Source organism: Paraburkholderia sp. FW306-02-B (assembly GCF_058782725.1).
On record NZ_JBYSXZ010000001.1, the window covers coordinates 803,173 to 820,957 of the forward strand.

Below are 17,785 nucleotides of genomic sequence, written 5' to 3' on the forward strand. Positions count from 1 at the left end.
TATGTACCAATTTACCTACACGACGCCTGCCTCGCGGGTGGTGTTCGGCGCCGGCAGCATGAAGCTCATCCAGCAGGAAGTTGAGACGCTGGGCGCTCGCAGGGCGCTGGTTCTGTGCACCCCGGAGCAGAGAGCGCAGGCCGAGGTCGTTTCGTCCCTTCTCGGTCCGTCGAGTGCTGGCGTCTTCGACGGGGCGCAGATGCATGTTCCCATTGAAAACGCCCGGCGCGCGCGGGAGTACGCGAAGGCGGTTGACGCGGATTGTGCGGTGGCCATTGGCGGAGGCTCGACGATCGGTCTCGGCAAGGCTATCGCGCTCGAATCGTCCCTGCCGATTATCGCCATTCCGACGACCTACGCGGGCTCGGAAATGACCCCGATCTACGGCATAACTGAGAATGGACTCAAGCAGACGGGCCGTGACCAAAGGGTTCTGCCGAAAACGGTTCTTTATGACCCGGAGCTGTCGGTCGGTTTGCCGGTTCAGCTCTCGTTCGTGAGCGGCCTGAATGCAATTGCACATGCTGCCGAGGGGTTGTATGCAAAGGATGGAAACCCGGTCATGTCGCTGATGGCTGAAGAGGGGATCCGCGCACTCGCCAATGGTCTGCGTGGCGTGAAGAAGAGCAGCACGGACAAGACGGCGCGCAGTGATTGTCTCTATGGCGCGTGGCTTTGCGGGATGGTTCTCGGCAATGTCGGCATGGCGCTCCATCACAAGCTCTGCCACACACTTGGCGGGACGTTCAACCTTCCGCACGCGGAGACACATGCGATTGTTCTTCCACATGCGCTCGCCTACAACAGCATCGTCGCAGCGGAAGCAATGACACGAATTGCGCGCGCACTCGATGCGGAGTCTGCCGCAGACGGCCTGTATGACCTGAGCCAGGAACTCGGTGTACCTCGTGGTCTGCGTGAGATCGGACTGCGTGAGAGTGACCTTGATCGTGCGTGCGAGGTCGCGATGTCGAATCCGTACTGGAATCCGCGTCTGGTGGAGCAAGCGCCACTCAGAGCATTGATCCAGCGCGCCTGGGAGGGAAGTCGGCCTCGTCCTTGAGAAGCGGCTCGGGGCATACGCAAATGCATTGATTAGTTTTGAAACTACCTGGCCGTTGAATTTTGGATGCTTTCAATCGTAAGAAACGGGGCGCTGAAAGATTGGCCGAAAGACTGGCTTCCGCAGAATACGAGTTACCAAGGCAAGCTTCCGGTTACGGCCGAAAACCTCGACTTCGAGATTGCTCTCCTCATACTCGCTTAAAAAGGAGTTATTGCAGTCAGTTGTCGTCCGCCCCCGCCCGATTCGCGATGAGGATTTCAGGCGTATCCATGCACGATCTCCAGGGTTTCTACGCCGTACAGTGTCTCTCTATTTCTCAGCCACAATTGATACTCGTTCCCCTCGAGCCGATGGCCGGGAGCAATATCCGACGGAGCCACTGTGACATAGACTGCTGTCTGTCGCCGGGTCGACAGTTGCTTATCCTCTGAAATACAGTGGGAGATATGGTCCACAACTGGAACGTCCGGTGGCGCTGAAAGCGACATTCCGTCCTTCCTTTGTTCCGGTTCGTCGAAGAGATCTCACCATGGAATATGTCGAAAGCTTGCGCGTTTTCCGCTCGGTGGTCGAATTGAAGAGTTTCACCCGAGCGGCGGATCTTCATGGACTGGCCCGGCCAGCGGTGTCGCGGGCGATAGCGGCGCTGGAAGAGCGGATGGGATGCCGGCTGTTAAACCGCACCACTCGACAGGTCTCACTCACCGAAGCCGCGGAACGATTCTACGAAGGCTGCGTGCGCATCCTGGATGATCTGGATGCACTCGAAGCGGACGTGGCAAACCAGACACGGGAAGCGCGCGGCGTTTTGCGCCTTGTTGCCCACACGACGGCGACGGTAAGCCGGCTGGTTCCCTTGATCGCCGGATTCAAGCGGGCCCATCCGAAGGTCACGCTCGACGTGACACTGACGGAGCGACCCGTCGATCTGGTCGCCGACGGGTACGACCTTGGCATCGTCGTTCCGTACATGCTGACGAGCGAAACAACGGTCGTGCGTCTGCTCGAACGAATTCCGGTTGTCATTGTCGCGACGCCGCAGTATCTGCAGGGGTCGTCAACGCCGGGACATCCATCGGAACTGGCCAATCATCTTTTTGTACCGATTTCGCCGTCCATTCGCCGCCCCAGCATCGGCTTCCGGATTGACGAGAACGAGCTGAGCGTTCCGCTTCGTTTCGACGTTTCGTCGAACAGCCCCGCCTTCAACCTGGAAATGGTGCTGCAGGGTTTCGGAATCGGTGTCGTGCCCGTAGCCCTTGTAGAGAACGAATTGGCCTCGGGAAAGCTCGTCCGCCTGTTCAGCGATTTGCAGCTTGTCGATGACAGCATCGAAATCCAGCTTGCTTACGGCAACCGGACACTGCTGCCTGCCAAGGTGCGCGCGTTTATCGACTATGCGGCCGCCTTTTTCACGGCGCTTGGGACATCGCGCTAGTCCGGTAAAACGACCTGCGAAACGTGGCAGAAGTAAAAAAGGCCGCATACCTCGTCACTTTCGGTGGCGAGACCGATTGGACGGACCACGTGCGCGCCAGGTCGGCATCCCAAGCAGAATTCCCGATGTTCTCGGGGGAATTGATGCGAGAAACGACATCAAACTGATAACCCGGCCCGTATCGTTTCCCGACGGCCGTTGCATTAGTGTGTGCGTATGCACTCAAATGATCTTCAGGATGATGACTGTTTCGCCCTTCGCCAGGCCTCTCGACACATTTCGAGTCTTTACGAGCGTCATCTGTCCGAGGTCGGCATCACGCCCACGCAGTTCAGCATTTTCAGGATCTTGGGTCGTTGTCCGAATTTGACTATGGCTGAACTGGCCAAGGCGATGGTGATGGACAGAACGACTCTCGTTCGGGCGCTTAAGCCCTTGCTCCGGCGTGGCCTGGTGGCGGCCCCTCCCGAGGGGCAAAGCAATCGGCGACTGCGCGTCGTACTCACCAGGAGAGGGTCTGCGAAGCTTGACGAAGCGGCCGCTCACTGGGCAGCTGCGCAGGCCAGCTTCGAGCGTAGCTTTGGGCAGCAGCAGGCAGCTCATCTGCGAAGTGAACTATTCCGCATGACGAGCGAGCTGTCCGAAAGGTAACCACAAAGCAACAAACTGATTCACCTCCGTGCATTGATACGTGAACACCTGAACGCTAATGTGTGCATATGCACTATTAACCCGACGAAGACATGTTCCCCAGATGAGCCAAAGGAAAATCGAAACCATGATGAATCACCACCGACCCCAGCCGCGAGCGAGCGCATGGGCGGCCTCGATAGCCGCGGCGGTAGCGGCGCTCGGCCTGGCCGGATGCGTCAACTACGCCGGCATCAGGAGCGACAAGCAGATCGCGCCTCCCGAAAAGTTCGAGACGAAGCAGAGTTTGCCCGCCGAGGGCGGACAGTGGCCAGCAATGGATTGGGCTAAACAGTTCGGTGATCCACAACTGCCCACACTGATCGACGAGGCGTTACAGGCTAATCCGACGATCGATCAGGCACGCGCCCGCATCGAGAAAGCATCTTCATATGTCGGCAGCGCCAAGTCGACCCTCTATCCGAATGTAACGGGCAGCTATACCTGGACGCGTCAGCTCTACACAGGCAATGGCATCGTTCCGCCACCGTACGGCGGCACGTGGCAGAGCGAGAACAACGTGCTCGCCAGTGCTTCGTTTGACCTCGACCTGTGGGGCAAGAATCGGCAGCGGCTTGGTCAGGCCATCTCGCAGGAAAAGGTAGCCGACGCCGAAGCCGAGGAGGTGCGCATCTCCCTGGCCGCTTCGGTGGCAAGTGCGTACAACCATCTTGCACAGCTCTATGCGCTGCGTGATATCGAGGTCCGCGAAGTGAAGAATCGCGAGGATATCGGGCAAATCACGGATGGGCGCGTCGGTGCGGGACTCGACACCAACGTGGAACGGCAAACCGCATATGGCGAAACCGCAACGAGCCGCTCCAGCGTCAGCGACCTCGATGGACAGATCACGACCGTACGCTACCAGCTGGGCGCGCTGCTTGGCGAGGGGCCGGACCGCGGCCTCAAGATCGCCAATCCGTCGTTTGGAGAAGGTGCCAGCGTCGCGCTTCCCGACAACCTTCCCGCCGATCTGCTTTCGCGTCGCCCGGACATCGTTGCGGCCTTCTGGCAGGTAGATGCAGCAATCCACGATGTGAAAGAAGCGAAGGCTGAGTTCTTTCCGGACATCAATCTCTCCGCTGCGGCGGGACTGGACGCGTTTGGCTGGGGGCGGCTCCTTACTGCCGGAAGCCGTCAGATTCAGGCGGCACCAGCGATTCATCTTCCTATCTTCGATGCCGGTGCTTTGCGCTCCCAACTAAAGGGCCGTTATGCGGACTTCGATTACGACGTCGCAACGTACAACCAGACGTTGATCAACGCGTTATCCGATGTTGCCACGCACGTCACGCAGATCCACTCAGCGGACCGTCAACTGGTCGATGCGCAGCAGGCACTGGATGCGCAGACCAAAGCGTATCAACTCGCAATCGTTCGGTACAAGGCGGGTTTGAACCAGCAACTGCAGGTGCTGAACGCGGACGATAACCGGCTCGCAGCCGAAACGGCCGTCGTCAACCTCGAGATGGAGCGCCGCAGCATGCAGATCGGGTTGATCAAGGCACTAGGCGGTGGATTCGATGCCTCGCGCGCAGGCCTTGCCACTGCAGAGACACCGATTCCTGCGCCGTCCAACGGCACGACAACTCACTGAATGACCAGATCGGCCGTCAGGCGTAACGGCCTGACGGCGTACATCAAACTTTATTGGAGCAACAAATGAACGTACCTCAGTCACCGTCCGGTAAAGAGCCGGAAAAGAAACCCGGCAAACGCAAACTCCTGCTCTCGCTGCTTGTCGCTTCCCTTGCAATCGCTGGCGCTGCCTATGGCGCCTACTATTTCCTTGACGCCCGTTTCCACGTGGATACCGACGATGCATACGTCAACGGCAACGTCGTTCAAATCACGCCTCAGGTCACGGGCACCGTGATCGCAGTCAATGCGGACAACACGCAGGTCGTGAAGAAGGGCGAACCGGTCGTCCAGATCGATCCGGCCGATGCAAAGATCGCGCTGCAACAGGCGGAGGCCAATCTGGGGCAGACCGTGCGCCAGATACATGGTCTGTATGTCGACGATGACAAATATCGTGCGGGAATCGCGCAACGTCAGTCGGATCTTTCGAAGGCACAGGACGATCTGCAGCGCCGGCTTTCCACGGGCATGACAGGAGCGGTGTCGGATGAAGAAATCTCGCATGCACGCGACGCAGTCCGGTCAGCTCAGGCAGCGCTTGACGCTGCCCGGCAACAGCTTGGTGCCAATCGCGCGCTGACGGCCAATACGTCGGTTGCAAACCATCCGGACGTGCAGGCAAGCGCCGCCCACGTTCGCGACGCGTACCTGGCTTATGCGCGCACCACGTTGCCGGCGCCGGTGACCGGGTATATCGCGCAGCGTACGGTTCAGGTCGGGCAGCGCGTGTCTCCCGGCACACCACTGATGTCCGTGGTGCCACTCGAACAGGTTTGGGTCGATGCGAACTTCAAGGAGTGGCAGCTTCGTCACATCCGGGTTGGACAGCCCGTTGAGCTCACAGCCGACGTCTACGGTTCCTCCGTCGTCTACCACGGCAAGGTGGTGGGCTTTACGCCGGGCACCGGATCGGCACTGGCGCTGTTGCCGGCGCAGAACGCGACCGGCAACTGGATCAAGGTGGTGCAGCGGCTGCCGGTGCGCATCGAGATTCCACCGGCGGAACTGGAAAAGCATCCGCTGCGCGTGGGCCTTTCAATGAACGTGGATGTCGACGTCAAGGACCCGAATGGCGCGCAGCTCGGGACAGGATCTCCCTCGACCTACAAGACTGACGTATTCGCAAAGTATGGCGACGACGCGGATGCTGCGATCGCACACATCATTGCCGAAAACGAATAATCGTCCCCCGCTGGTCAGGGGCATGTGAAACACGCCGTGTCCCCGCCGTGCCCCTCTCGCCAGATACACAATCGCCGGATCTTCAACATGACCACCAATCATCCTGATCACCCCCCGCTTACGGGGGCGACACTCGCCCTGGGCTCGCTTAGCGTGGGTCTCGCGGGCTTCATGACTGTGCTTGACTCATCGATTGCCAACGTCGCTATTCCGACCATCTCGGGAAACCTGGGCGTGTCGGTTGACGAGGGAACGTGGGTCATCACGGTCTTTGCCGCTGCGAATGCAATCGCGATCCCGTTGACCGGCTGGTTGACCCAGCGACTGGGTCAGGTTCGCCTGTTCGTCGGTTCGATCCTGCTGTTCGTATTGGCGTCATGGTTGTGCGGCATTGCGCCCACACTGCCGATCCTGCTTCTTGCACGCGTGCTGCAGGGAGCTGTGGCCGGACCGCTGATTCCGATGTCCCAGGCACTCCTGCTCAGTTCATGGCCAAAGGCGAAATCTTCGCTGGCACTATCGCTATTCTCAATGATTGTGGTGACCGGGCCAATTGTGGGGCCGGCGCTCGGTGGTTGGGTGACGGACAGCTACAGCTGGTCATGGATCTTCTATATCAACATTCCGGTCGGGCTGTTCGCTGCCGCGATGGTCTGGATTCTCTATCGCAAGCGCGATACACCGGCCAAAAAGCTGCCTATCGACGTTGTTGGGCTGCTGCTGCTGATCGTTTGGGTAGCGTCGCTCCAGGTGATGCTGGACAAGGGCAAGGACCTCGACTGGTTCTCTTCGAACACGATCATCGTTCTGACTATCGTTGCCGCAGTTGGCCTTGCGCTCTTCATTGTCTGGGAGCTAACGGAGAAAAACCCTATCGTCGACCTTACCCTCTTCAAGCAGCGCAACTTTCTTGGAGGCACGGTTTCGATTGCCGTCGCGTATGGCATCTTCTTCGGAACGCTGGTGTTGCTTCCGCAGTGGATGCAGGAGTACCTGGGTTATCGGGCAGTTGATGCGGGGCTCGCGACGGCGCCGCTGGGTATTTTCGCGGTGATCGGCGCACCGATCATGGGCAAGATCTTGCCGCGTTCCGATGCGCGCATCATCGGCACGTTTGCGTTCATCGGCTTTGCGATCGTCTACTACATGCGCTCGTATTTCTACACGGATCTCAGCGAAGGGTACATTATTCTGCCGACCCTGCTGCAGGGTATTCCGATGGCGCTGTTCTTCGCGCCGCTGACCGTGATCATCCTGTCAGGGCAACCGCCCGAAAAGGTGCCGGCCGCTGCCGGCCTGTCCACCTTCGGACGCATGTTCTTTGGCGGCATCGGCACCTCGCTGGCGGGCGTCGTGTGGAACAACCGAACGATCATGCACCATGAAATCCTGACGCAGCAGTCGAGCCCGACCAATCCGATGTTCAATGCACAGATGAGCACCTACCACTCGGTGCTTGGCCTGGGGCAGCAAGCATCGTATGCGTTGTTCGATCATACAGTGCAGACGCAGGCCGCCATGTTAGGGCTGAACGACGTGTTCTATGGCGCCGCGATCATCATGATTATCATTATTCCGCTCATCTGGATCACAAAGCCGAGTAAGGCTGGCGGTTCGAGTGACGCGGCCGCGGGTGCGCACTGAACGACGGCTGGGGCACCTACCGGGAACGACTCAGGTTGTCCCGGCCAGCTGGCGCGATAGTGTCGAGGTCGGAGGGCTGAATATTCCGCGCCCTGCGGAATTCGCCCCCTGAGTCGGGGAGGTTGCCCTCGAGGTCCGCGTCGGGCCGGGTTCGGCCATTTTGCGACATTCCCGCATCGGACCTATTCGATGCCGTATCGCAACTTTTGATTGGCAGGCGCCATATTTCATTGCAATACTACTGCCGGATTGCGCGTTGTTGAGTGCGGGGTTTCACGGGCGTTTTATTTAGCTGAATTTTTTCAGTGAACGCTGAAGGACAAGCTGGTAAGGCATTTTTTTAGGATTCTTATGGCCCATGTATACCGCAGTGACCGATATAAGCCGCAGGTCTTGCGGTTGACATTACGTTAGGCGTCAATCGAAAGGAAGGCATGAAAATGACACGCGTCCGAGTTGAGGGCTTTACCATCTCGCTTGACGGATACGGAGCTGGTCCGAATCAGGACATCAGGAATCCGCTCGGCGTGGGCGGGACAGATTTGCACCAGTGGTTAGTCCCGACACGCACGTTCCAACGGACCCTATTTGGCGCCGACGGTGGCACAACGGGGATCGATGACGACTTCGCTGCGCGGGGCTTCAAGAATGTTGGCGCCTGGATTCTCGGAAGAAACATGTTCGGACCGATTCGCGGTTCCTGGCCCGACATGAACTGGAAAGGCTGGTGGGGGGACAACCCACCCTATCACGTTCCAACTTTCATCTTGACTCATCACGCGCGCCCGCCCATCCAGATGGAAGGCGGAACGACATTCTACTTCGTCACGGGCGGTATTCACGAGGCGCTTGACCGGGCGCGCGACGCAGCCAACGGAATGGATGTGCGCATTGGCGGCGGACCTAACACTATCCAGCAATATCTTCGTACGGGCCTCATCGATGAGCTGCACGTCGCTATCTCGCCGGTCCTGCTGGGCGGGGGAGAGCGACTGTTCGAGGGGATTGACCTACGCGCTCTGGGATACGAATGCGTTCAGTTCGTTGCGTCGGAGAAAGCCACCCATGTTGTACTCCGGCGCCAAGGGCACAATGACGCCTAACAACCGGTTGCAGCGGACGGCGCTGCCGCGCCGCCGCTGAACCGGAACGTTGTGGGTTTTTCTTTGATTGAGGCGCCAATGTTCTTGCTGGATTCCGCGGTCGCATTGCGAGAAAACGCCCACGGCAGATCGGCGGATCATTGCGATGGACGCATCTCTCCAATCGGGTCCGGGCTCCGGTCCAGGAATGGCAAAAACAAATACGTGCGACGCGTGCGGCGTGCGGCAGCTTCCGTGGCCACCCACAACCCGCCGGTCAACGGGGAATCGCCAGCAGGCGCTGCACTTCGATTTGAAGCACCGGTGGCGGCGACCCCGTTACCTCTACGTTGAACGGCAGGTATCGGGAAACGGCTATGACCGCTGTGGGTCGCGTGCTGCCGCCCGCCGTCAGGCAGTGACCGGCCAATTTCAGCCTTTTATCGGCCTCTTGCAGGGATGTGCGAACATGAATTGACAAGCTTTTGATCTGACATAGGTTAAGCACGGGAGAGCCCGTTGTTGCGTCCCTCACGCGCACAACAATACTGAAGATGCCCGCAGATATAGCAGCCGTTGCTGTGACTGCCAGTTCTTCTGATGTGAAATCAAGCACTCCGGCCGAAACATGTTCTTTCGGGAAATCATCTGGCATGTCGGAAACGCCGGTTGTCGTTGTGAGCCGCCTTTATACGGTTGACCGATTGGCACGCCGCGGCCCGGCCAGGCGCCCATCGGGCGGCAAGTAGGCGCCCCTTTACAACGATGACATGGGATTCGCCGATCCACCGCTCAATCCATCATAGGAGACAGAAGCACGAGTAGCGCCATTTCCGGAGAGCGCGACGATCGGCTGTGCCGAAATTTTCATCCGGCGCTCCTCGTTGAAAGCAGCGGTGGGGTGCTGGATGAAGGCGAGACTACAGCAACTACCACGGCCGTGGGCTTCCACACTTATAGCCGGGGCCATTAATGAACCGCTGAACGGAGCGCGTGTCCGCGTCAGCCTTGGCGGCCACGCGTACGGATTTCGGCACCCAGGACGCCGACTGGTCGGCGACGTCGCAGAGGAACTCGACCTGTGCCTGAGTGGGCGAGTGGATGCGGCTCGCCGTCCGGTCAGTCTCATACATGGCGCCGAACGCGTAGGCACCGACGCCGTGAAAATAGAAGTAATCGCAGCCCGCGCCCTTAAGCGTGCACTTGCCTCCCGGCGGGTTGGTGAAGTGCGCGGTGCTGTAGTTGTATTCCTGCTCCCACCCGTGCCATCCCTCGTGCACAAAATCGCCGGCGCGCGAGCCTGGATTGCCGTTGGGCGAACTGGCATCATATAGCAGGCAGGTGGTGGTCACTTCATTGGCCGTGCCCGAATGGTATGTCCATTGCCCGAAGTAACCCGTTGCATCACTGGCGTCGTGGTACAGGTCGTATTTGAACTCATTGTTGGCAGCGTTCGTTAGCCGCTCGTAGTCAACGGTGCCATGCCATGACTGATCTGGGTTGTCGCCGAGGCCGTAGTCGATCAGATATGTGGCGTTCCAGTGCTTGGGGTATTCGACATTAACGTTGCACGCGTCGAAAAATCCCCGATTTCCCCAGTCGCCCGAACGTACGTCGTAGGCCTGGTACTGCCAGAGGTAGTATGCGCGGAAGCAGCCGTGCGTGTTCCACAGATCACGGTCCGCCTGGCTTGCGCTGGCCTGGTTGCACACGGCAAATGCTGTCGTCGGCAGTGCGAGTAGCGCCAGCAGAGCGCCGATCACTGTCAGCCAGCCTGTCTTCGTAGCCAGTCGCATGCTGTTTCTCCGTTACTGATCCTGGTTCGTCACGACAGGGTTTTGGGGGTCGTCACCGCCGGATCGGCGGAGCCGGCGGCTGCACTTCCGGGTGCGCCTTGAGGTATGCGTCGAGCTTTGCGTTGAAGCTCTCCGCGCTCTCGCCTTCGTCGCGGCGCACGCGATCGAGATAAATCTCTTCACCCGGCCGGACATATCTGGCAACAGCGGCGCGGGCGGCAGCGGGTTTGTCGCGGTGGTTCCACAGGTAGGCGTCGATCGCCTCGGCACGCACGATGACGGACGGGTGCTGTGCGATGGCCTGCAAGACTTCAGCGTCACTCGCTTGTGTTGCGAGGTAAGCCAGCCCGTCGATGGCCTTGGCTTGCAGCATGGCCAGGGCGGTTGCCTCGACCAGCTCGCCGTTGGCTTCCGTACCCGTTGTCGGCAGCGGGAGCTGGACAAGATCATGCAGGCATATACCGCCACGCCGGCTGCGCATCTCACCCAGGATCGCGATGACGAGTAGCGCGCGGCTGTGATCGGTGTAGGCGGCGGCACCGATCTCATCGCACAGTGTTGCCGCCACGTCGACATTGTCGCGCGCGCCTTGGATCACGCGGCGACCGTCCTCGCGCTCGTCGAGGGTGGAGAAGCCGGCCCAGTCGATGAACCGGCGCACGGACTCGTGTGCGGCTGGCCCCGACCCGGTCAACGGCGGTGGCGCATGCAGCTTGCGTCCGGCCAGAAGCTCGGCCGGAGAGGGTCCAGGTGGTTGCCACGCTTCAGGGGGGCGCGTCCGTGCGACTTCGCAGCCCGATGCCGCGAGCGCCAGCGCGATAAGCAGAATCCTGCGTGCGAGAGACGCCCCAAATCGCATACCACCTCCGCTGGCTCATTCTGACGAAGCAGATGTGCTGTTATCGCTAGAACGATTTGGCGCGACTATTTTGAAAGACGATCGTTGGGATGTGACTGTCGAATCGCCAAAACCCGCCTGTGTATTGAACCCCGCCGCCACGGGGATTATTTGCTCGATCGCGTTAGAAAACTTGCATGAGAAATACACTGCTGCTAATGCAGTCCTCCGGCGACCCGGCCCATCTGGTCAATTCCGATATCAAATAGCCGCATGAAGAAAGGGAATCATGTTGGGCAACATTGCCTGGACGATCAGCAGGCCAACGATCATCGTGAGTGGGAAGCCAACCGATAACGCAAAGAATGAGTCGTTCAATGGACGCTTCCGCGAGGAGTGCTTGAACTCCCACTGGTTCTTGTCGCTGGAAGATGCCAGGCACAAAATCGAGGTCTGGCGTGAGTACTATAACGAGGCGCGTCTCCATTCTGCACTGCAGTGGATGACGCCGGCCGAATTCGCCCGCCAGCATGCGTGCCGGGCGAATTCGGCCCACCCGACGGAACCGGAAATTTCCACTTCCGAGCGGCCCTGATTCCGGGTCAGCCTCACTGTCATTACTTACATTCGACAGCTTTGGTCAGCAACTCGAGAGGTAGCGCGAGAGAAAGAACTTTTCTCAAAAATAAAAGAAAAAATTATAAACACGCGTTTGACCTGTGGGTGAAGCAATGGCGTGCGCGCCACGCCGAAGGCGACATGATCGTCGTGGGGTACGCCGACGATTGGGTCGCGGTCGTACAAACTGCTGTAGACTTTGCAAACGAGCTTCAAGAGCAGGCGTGCCATTACGCTGCCATAATCAATGAAAACGACGCGTCATGGGACCAGTTCGGACAAGTAGCGAAGTCCACTATTCGTTCTCTGAACCTCCTCAAACTCGAACGCCATCGTCCTGCGTTACTTGCGCTCGTAAGTAGATTCGAGAAAACGGAATGCGTTAAGGCAATGCGCTTTCTGATGAATGGTGCGGTCCGTTATTTGATCGTGACCGGGAATGGCGGCTGCACTTTGGAGGCTACGTACTCTGAGGCGGCGAGGAAGATCTTTAGTGGGGAGGTAACCTCTGCGAAGGAGGTTCGCCAGAGAGATGCAGAAGATTATTCCTTATGATGAGGCCTTCAAAGCGAGCTTTAAATCTGCTCGTAGTTCGAAGGCTTTTCTAGCACGGTACTACATGACCATGCTCGAAAGGGCTGCTAACGGCGAAGCCAATTGCGAATTGATCCCGAGCGAAAACGTCGCAGCCGTCAACTTGGAACATGCCCATCGAGAGAATCCCGAAGACAACTGACCGCATGTTGCGAGTGACGTTGCCGCTGCTTACTCCAAGAGGCTGGGGAACCTAGCGATTTTGACTTCGGCTTTGAATGCAGAGATCGCAAACAAGGCTTTCGCCGAGAAGCGAAAAGTATTAGCCGAGTCTAAATTCAAGCTCACCCGGAGACATCGCCAATTATTCAACTTTGGGGGCCCGCGGAGATTGACGAACGCCAGGCAGCGTTAGCTGACCTTGCAGTAAAGGCTTGGAGCTACAAAACCTGACGTCTGGCCCCGATTCGAAGGAGGAGCGGTGGTGCTGGGGCCGCTCGAATATCAACTTTTACGTGACTTTCGTAGACTCAGACAAGTGACCGGTGTGGAGCGTAGAGCCGGCACTGCAGCATAGGCGGACGAACGTCAGCTAAGGCCGACAACTTGCCGGCCGACAAGTGTGCTCGAATGGCCGTTCCAGTTTGCAAGCTGCCGTAACGCTCGCGGCGGGTCGAAGGACCGCTGTGGGTCGCGTGCTGCCGATCGCCATCAGGCAGTGATCGGCCAGTTACGGCCAGTCACGTCGCGTTGGTGACTGGCCGGTTCGGCGGCGACATGAGACACCCACCGTAATACCGTGCGTTCGAGGCTTGTCACGTCGGCGCTACCGTGTCCCGCAAATCGAGGATCTTGGTTGATGGGATGCCGAGCGTGCATCGGAAATGTGGTCGCACGCGATCGCCGACTTTCTTTCGGATAGCCGAGGTGTAGCGCAATGATCATTACGTCATTGTTGGCGCCAGCATTTCCTGCCCCGCTGTCACCGTCTATCGAAACCCGACTTGCCTCCCGCCCAGTCACCTTCGCGTCTTTAGTCGACGATACAGCGTGCGTTCACTCATCCCGAGGTGTTGAGCGAGCGCGCTGCGTGTCCCGGAGAACTCCTCTGCGAACCGTACGAGCTCACGATCCGTAAGCTCGCCGCGTGCCGAAAATGAGGGTGAGCCCGTGCTGCTGCCCAGATGCGCCGACTCCGCCGCGACCATGTCATCCGGCAGATGTTCGATCCGGATCACCCCGTCGTCGGCCAACAGGCAGGCGCGGTCGAGCACGTTGCGCAGTTCCCGGATATTACCCGGCCAGGAATAGGCATGGAGCCTCGCGAGCGCGTCCGTTGCAATGCTGAACTTGCGGCCCGCAGTGCCTTGTGTGCTTCCGATACGCTGGAGTATCGATTCGACGAGCAGCGCGATATCGTCGGGGCGCTCGCGCACCGCCGGCAGGTGAATCGGAAATGCACTGATGCGGTAGTAGAGGTCCTGGCGGAACCGGCCGTCGTCGATCATTTCCCGCACCGGCTTGTGCGTCGCCGCCACGAGCCGGAAATCCGCTCGCAAGGTCTCGATGCCGCCGACCCGGCGGAACGTGCCGGACTCGATGAGCCGCAGCAGCTTAACCTGCATTGACAGTGGCACATCTCCGATTTCGTCGAGAAACAGCGTTCCGCCTTGCGCGGTCTCGACGAGACCCGGTTTGCGAGCGGCTGCGCCAGTGAACGCCCCCTTTTCATAGCCGAAGAGTTCGGTCTCGAACAACGCCTCCGTGATGCCCGAGCACTCGACAACGACAAATGGGTGTTGCGCTCGCTCGCTTGCCTCATGAAGGGCGCGCGCGAACAGTTCCTTGCCGGTGCCGGACTCTCCGAGGAGCAGGACCGGCAGCATCGAAGGTGCGACGCGATGCAGCGCCGAGATCGCCGCGTTAAACGCCGTCGAGCGCCCGACCAAGCCGTCCGCGCTCGGCTTGGCGGATGCGCCTCGCACCGTCGAGAGCCGCTCGACGTATGCCACCACCTCCTGCTCTGCATTGAAAATCGGCCGCAACTCGACATCGACATGCTCCGGCCCGCGAGGCGTGTGATGAATATGCAGCACGCGGTCGGGGCCGCGCAGTTCAAATGCCCGTTTCATCGGACAGTGCTCGCCCGCCTGATCGCAAGGGACGTCGTAGTGATGCGAAACCTGGTAGCACTTGCGGCCGACGTGAGGCTGGCTGGCGACGCCGAACTGACGTTGATAAGCGGTGTTGGCGGCAAGGATGCGGTACTCGGGATCGAGCACGATCATCGGTTGAGCGTCGTGCTCCAGATATGACACGAGTGCATCGACATCCAGCGCTCGAGGCGGTTCGTCCGACATCGTCGCGACGGGTGTGATGGGTATGGACGGCTTTAGGGATTTCACGGTGGCGGCTCCAGTAGACCTCACTATACGTCGGCACTGCCACAACTGCCACTTGACTGCCAGAAATGGCAGCCTTCGTTCCCGGACGTCTTGGCGAGGGTGTGCGATTCAACCGGACAGGACGGAAATTTTGATAAAAATCAAAGTGTTATGTAACAGAAATCAAATAAGACTGCGATGGCACGGTTCTTGTATTGATTGGCCGGCCTTGCCGCTTCGCAAGATCCATTCGTTTGAGGAGAGGATGTTGAATACCACGAACCCCATGCTGGTCGAAGGTTTCTTCGACCCCGGTACCTGGACGATCAGCTACCTGTTGCTGGATGTCCGCACCGGCGACTGTGCACTGATCGACAGCGTCCTCGACTATGACCCGAAGTCGGGCCGTACCTCCACGACGACCGCCGACAAACTCGTCTCTCGCGTCCAGGAGCTTGGCGTGAAGGTCCAGTGGCTTCTCGAAACCCACGTGCACGCCGACCATCTGTCCGCCGCGCCCTACCTCAAGGAAAGACTCGGCGGAACGATTGCGATCGGCGCGCAGGTGACGCACGTACAAGACGTGTTCGGCAAGCTTTTCAACGCCGGCTCGAGATTCGCGCACGATGGCAGCCAGTTCGATCACCTGCTCTCCGACGGCGAAACATTCGCCGTCGGAGCGTTGCAGGCGCGCGCCATCCATACCCCGGGCCATACGCCGGCCTGCATGACCTTTGTGGTCAGCGACGGCGTGCAGACCGCAGCCTTTGTCGGGGACACCCTGTTCATGCCCGACTACGGCACCGCGCGCTGCGACTTTCCCGGCGGCGACGCCCGTACGCTCTACCGGTCAATCAACAAGGTGTTGAGCCTGCCGGCGGACACGAAGCTGTACATGTGCCACGACTACCAGCCCGGCGGGCGGCCTCTGCAGTTTGTCAGCACGGTAGCCGAGGAACGCGAACACAACGTCCATATACGCAACGGTATCAGCGAGGAATCCTTCGTTGCGATGCGCACCGCGCGCGACGCGACGCTCAACATGCCGGTGCTGATGCTGCCGTCGGTGCAGGTCAACATGCGTGCCGGACGTATGCCCGATCCGGAAGATAACGGCGTGCCGTATCTCAAGATTCCCCTCAACGCAATCTGAGCCGGTGCACCTAGTTAGTAGAAGCAACAGGAGAAGTCGATGGACATCAAGAAACTGACGGCTGAACTGGCGGTATCACAGCAGATTGCCGCATCCGACCTGCGTGCGATCGCGGACGCTGGCTTTCGCGCCGTCGTCTGCAATCGCCCCGACGGCGAAGGCTCCGACCAGCCCAACTTTAGCGAGATCGAGGCGGCGGCCCGTGAACAGGGTATCGAGACCCACTACCTGCCAATCGAGTCCGGCAAGGTCGGCGATGGCGAGGCTGCACAGTTCGGCGAACTGATGCAGGCACTGCCGAAGCCGGTGCTCGCCTATTGCCGCACCGGGATGCGCGCCGCGACGCTGTGGGCGCTGTCCGAAGCGCCCCGCCGGGCGTTGCCGGACATCGTCGCCGCTGCCAAGGCAGCAGGCTATGATCTGTCTGCGCTGGCGCGGCGTATCGCCAACGGCGGCAAGATGCCCGTCGAAGTCGCCGTGGCCAGTCACGACATTGTGATCATCGGCGCAGGCGCCGCCGGCGTGGCGGTAGCCGCGAGCCTGCTCGCGCGCGAGCGCAACCTCGACATCGCCATCATCGACCCCGCCGACGTCCACTATTACCAGCCAGGTTGGACCATGGTCGGAGCCGGTGTGTTCGATCCCGGGACCACCGCCCGCGAGATGGCCGCCGTGCTGCCGCGCAAGGTGCACTGGATCAAGGCCGCGGTGGCTGCGTTCGAGCCGGAAAAGAATTCGGTTGTTCTCGAAGGATGCCGGGTGGTGAGCTACAGGCAGCTCATCGTTTGTCCGGGACTGAAGCTGGACTGGCATGCTATCGACGGGTTGCCGGAAACCCTTGGCCAGAACGGGGTGACGTCCAACTATCGCTACGATCTTGCTCCCTATACCTGGCAGCTCGTGCGCGAGCTCAGGGGTGGCCGCGCGCTGTTCACCCAGCCGCCGATGCCGATCAAATGCGCCGGGGCGCCGCAAAAGGCGATGTATCTGTCCTCGGATCACTGGCGGCGTTCAGGCCGGCTCGAGCAGATAGATGTCCAGTTCTTCAATGCCGGGGCTGTGTTGTTCGGCGTGGCCGACTATGTCCCGGCATTGATGGAGTACGTCAGGCGTTACGACATCGCGCTGAACTTCGGTTTCAACCTGAGTGCGATAGACGGGCCGGCCAAGCGCGCAATATTCAGGCGCACACTCGAGAACGGCAGCGTGGAATCGGTGACCAGTGAGTTCGACATGATCCACGTGGTACCACCACAGAAGGCACCGGACTTCATCCGCGTCAGTTCGCTGGCCGATAAGGCGGGCTGGGTCGACGTCGACCAGGCGACGCTGCGCCACAAGACCTACTCAAACGTCTTCGCGCTCGGCGATGCCACGAACACGCCAAATGCGAAAACCGCCGCCGCCGCGCGCAAGCAGGCACCAGTCGTCGCCCACAACGTGCTTGCCGCCCTCGGGAAGGTCCGGGGCGAGGCAGCATACGACGGTTATGGATCATGCCCGCTGACGGTCGAACGCGGCAAGATCGTGCTCGCGGAATTCCTCTATGGCGGGAAGGTCGCGCCGACGCTGCCGACCTGGCTGATCGACGGCAAGCACCCGTCGCGCCTCGCGTGGTTGCTGAAGGAGCGCATCCTGCCGCCGCTTTACTGGCAGGGGATGCTCAAGGGGCGCGAGTGGATGGCGCAGCCTGAACTCGTGGGCTAACGCAGCGGTGGC

15 protein-coding genes and 3 pseudogenes are annotated in these 17,785 nt (G+C 59.8%); 13 read left to right on the forward strand and 5 right to left on the reverse strand.

Translation table 11 applies throughout. The features are described from left to right. Position 1: 1 nt before the first annotated feature. The 7 genes from AC3WOG_RS03535 (at position 2) to AC3WOG_RS03565 (ending at position 8,764) form a co-directional block, all read left to right on the forward strand. Positions 2-1,063: a maleylacetate reductase gene (locus tag AC3WOG_RS03535; RefSeq protein WP_492576697.1), complete on the forward strand. Its 1,062-nt coding sequence runs from the start codon at positions 2-4 to the stop codon at positions 1,061-1,063. A gap of 532 nt (positions 1,064-1,595) precedes the next feature. Further along, positions 1,596-2,504, forward strand: coding sequence for a LysR family transcriptional regulator (locus AC3WOG_RS03540; RefSeq protein WP_492576698.1), 909 nt, complete (start codon positions 1,596-1,598; stop codon positions 2,502-2,504). 372 nt (positions 2,505-2,876) lie between these two features. Then, positions 2,877-3,155 carry a MarR family winged helix-turn-helix transcriptional regulator gene (locus tag AC3WOG_RS03545; protein ID WP_492576699.1) on the forward strand — a complete coding sequence of 93 codons (279 nt, stop codon included), beginning with the start codon at positions 2,877-2,879 and terminating at the stop codon, positions 3,153-3,155. A gap of 130 nt (positions 3,156-3,285) precedes the next feature. Next, on the forward strand, positions 3,286-4,791 hold the full coding sequence (locus AC3WOG_RS03550; protein ID WP_492579706.1) for an efflux transporter outer membrane subunit: 1,506 nt from the start codon (positions 3,286-3,288) through the stop codon (positions 4,789-4,791). A 65-nt stretch (positions 4,792-4,856) separates the two neighbouring features. Next, positions 4,857-6,017, forward strand: coding sequence for an HlyD family secretion protein (locus AC3WOG_RS03555; protein WP_492576700.1), 1,161 nt, complete (start codon positions 4,857-4,859; stop codon positions 6,015-6,017). A gap of 87 nt (positions 6,018-6,104) precedes the next feature. Next, complete coding sequence (locus AC3WOG_RS03560; RefSeq protein WP_492579707.1) at positions 6,105-7,661, forward strand: DHA2 family efflux MFS transporter permease subunit; 1,557 nt, start codon at positions 6,105-6,107, stop codon at positions 7,659-7,661. A 440-nt stretch (positions 7,662-8,101) separates the two neighbouring features. Beyond that, the gene (locus AC3WOG_RS03565; RefSeq protein ID WP_492579708.1) at positions 8,102-8,764 is read left to right on the forward strand and encodes a dihydrofolate reductase family protein; all 663 of its coding nucleotides are present in this window, start codon (positions 8,102-8,104) and stop codon (positions 8,762-8,764) included. A gap of 256 nt (positions 8,765-9,020) precedes the next feature. Here the strand turns inward: AC3WOG_RS03565 and AC3WOG_RS03570 are convergent, their stop codons facing one another. The 4 genes and pseudogenes from AC3WOG_RS03570 to AC3WOG_RS03585 all read right to left on the reverse strand — a co-directional run. After that, positions 9,021-9,398: a hypothetical protein gene (locus tag AC3WOG_RS03570; RefSeq protein WP_492576701.1), complete on the reverse strand. Its 378-nt coding sequence runs from the start codon at positions 9,396-9,398 to the stop codon at positions 9,021-9,023. Between the two features lie 274 nt (positions 9,399-9,672). After that, on the reverse strand, positions 9,673-10,539 hold the full coding sequence (locus tag AC3WOG_RS03575) for a hypothetical protein (RefSeq protein WP_492576702.1): 867 nt from the start codon (positions 10,537-10,539) through the stop codon (positions 9,673-9,675). Positions 10,540-10,591: 52 nt separating this feature from the next. Next, positions 10,592-11,200 (reverse strand): hypothetical protein, encoded by a 609-nt coding sequence (locus AC3WOG_RS03580; protein WP_492576703.1) that lies wholly within the window; start codon positions 11,198-11,200, stop codon positions 10,592-10,594. A 392-nt stretch (positions 11,201-11,592) separates the two neighbouring features. After that, positions 11,593-11,728: pseudogene (locus tag AC3WOG_RS03585) on the reverse strand (flagellar biosynthetic protein FliR); the annotation flags it as partial. On the opposite strand from AC3WOG_RS03585, the pseudogene AC3WOG_RS03590 reads away from it, so the two are divergent. The 4 genes and pseudogenes from AC3WOG_RS03590 to AC3WOG_RS03605 form a co-directional block, all read left to right on the forward strand. Beyond that, positions 11,718-11,972 (forward strand): annotated as a pseudogene (locus tag AC3WOG_RS03590) (integrase core domain-containing protein); the annotation flags it as partial. The pseudogenes AC3WOG_RS03585 and AC3WOG_RS03590 sit on opposite strands and share 11 nt — an antisense overlap. Before the next feature lie 128 nt (positions 11,973-12,100). Then, on the forward strand, positions 12,101-12,550 hold the full coding sequence (locus AC3WOG_RS03595) for a hypothetical protein (protein ID WP_492576704.1): 450 nt from the start codon (positions 12,101-12,103) through the stop codon (positions 12,548-12,550). After that, positions 12,528-12,731: a hypothetical protein gene (locus AC3WOG_RS03600; protein WP_492576705.1), complete on the forward strand. Its 204-nt coding sequence runs from the start codon at positions 12,528-12,530 to the stop codon at positions 12,729-12,731. The genes AC3WOG_RS03595 and AC3WOG_RS03600 overlap by 23 nt, the downstream gene beginning before the upstream one ends. A gap of 39 nt (positions 12,732-12,770) precedes the next feature. Beyond that, positions 12,771-12,944 (forward strand): annotated as a pseudogene (locus tag AC3WOG_RS03605) (GmrSD restriction endonuclease domain-containing protein); the annotation flags it as partial. 604 nt (positions 12,945-13,548) lie between these two features. Here AC3WOG_RS03605 and AC3WOG_RS03610 read toward each other — a convergent pair. Next, positions 13,549-14,889 carry a sigma-54 interaction domain-containing protein gene (locus tag AC3WOG_RS03610; protein ID WP_492579709.1) on the reverse strand — a complete coding sequence of 447 codons (1,341 nt, stop codon included), beginning with the start codon at positions 14,887-14,889 and terminating at the stop codon, positions 13,549-13,551. Positions 14,890-15,178: 289 nt separating this feature from the next. Between AC3WOG_RS03610 and AC3WOG_RS03615 the strand changes: the two genes are divergently transcribed. Together AC3WOG_RS03615 and AC3WOG_RS03620 are read left to right on the forward strand one after the other, a co-directional pair. Beyond that, positions 15,179-16,066 (forward strand): MBL fold metallo-hydrolase, encoded by an 888-nt coding sequence (locus tag AC3WOG_RS03615; protein WP_492576706.1) that lies wholly within the window; start codon positions 15,179-15,181, stop codon positions 16,064-16,066. A 39-nt stretch (positions 16,067-16,105) separates the two neighbouring features. Next, the gene (locus AC3WOG_RS03620) at positions 16,106-17,773 is read left to right on the forward strand and encodes a bifunctional protein tyrosine phosphatase family protein/NAD(P)/FAD-dependent oxidoreductase (protein ID WP_492576707.1); all 1,668 of its coding nucleotides are present in this window, start codon (positions 16,106-16,108) and stop codon (positions 17,771-17,773) included. Positions 17,774-17,785 lie beyond the last annotated feature (12 nt).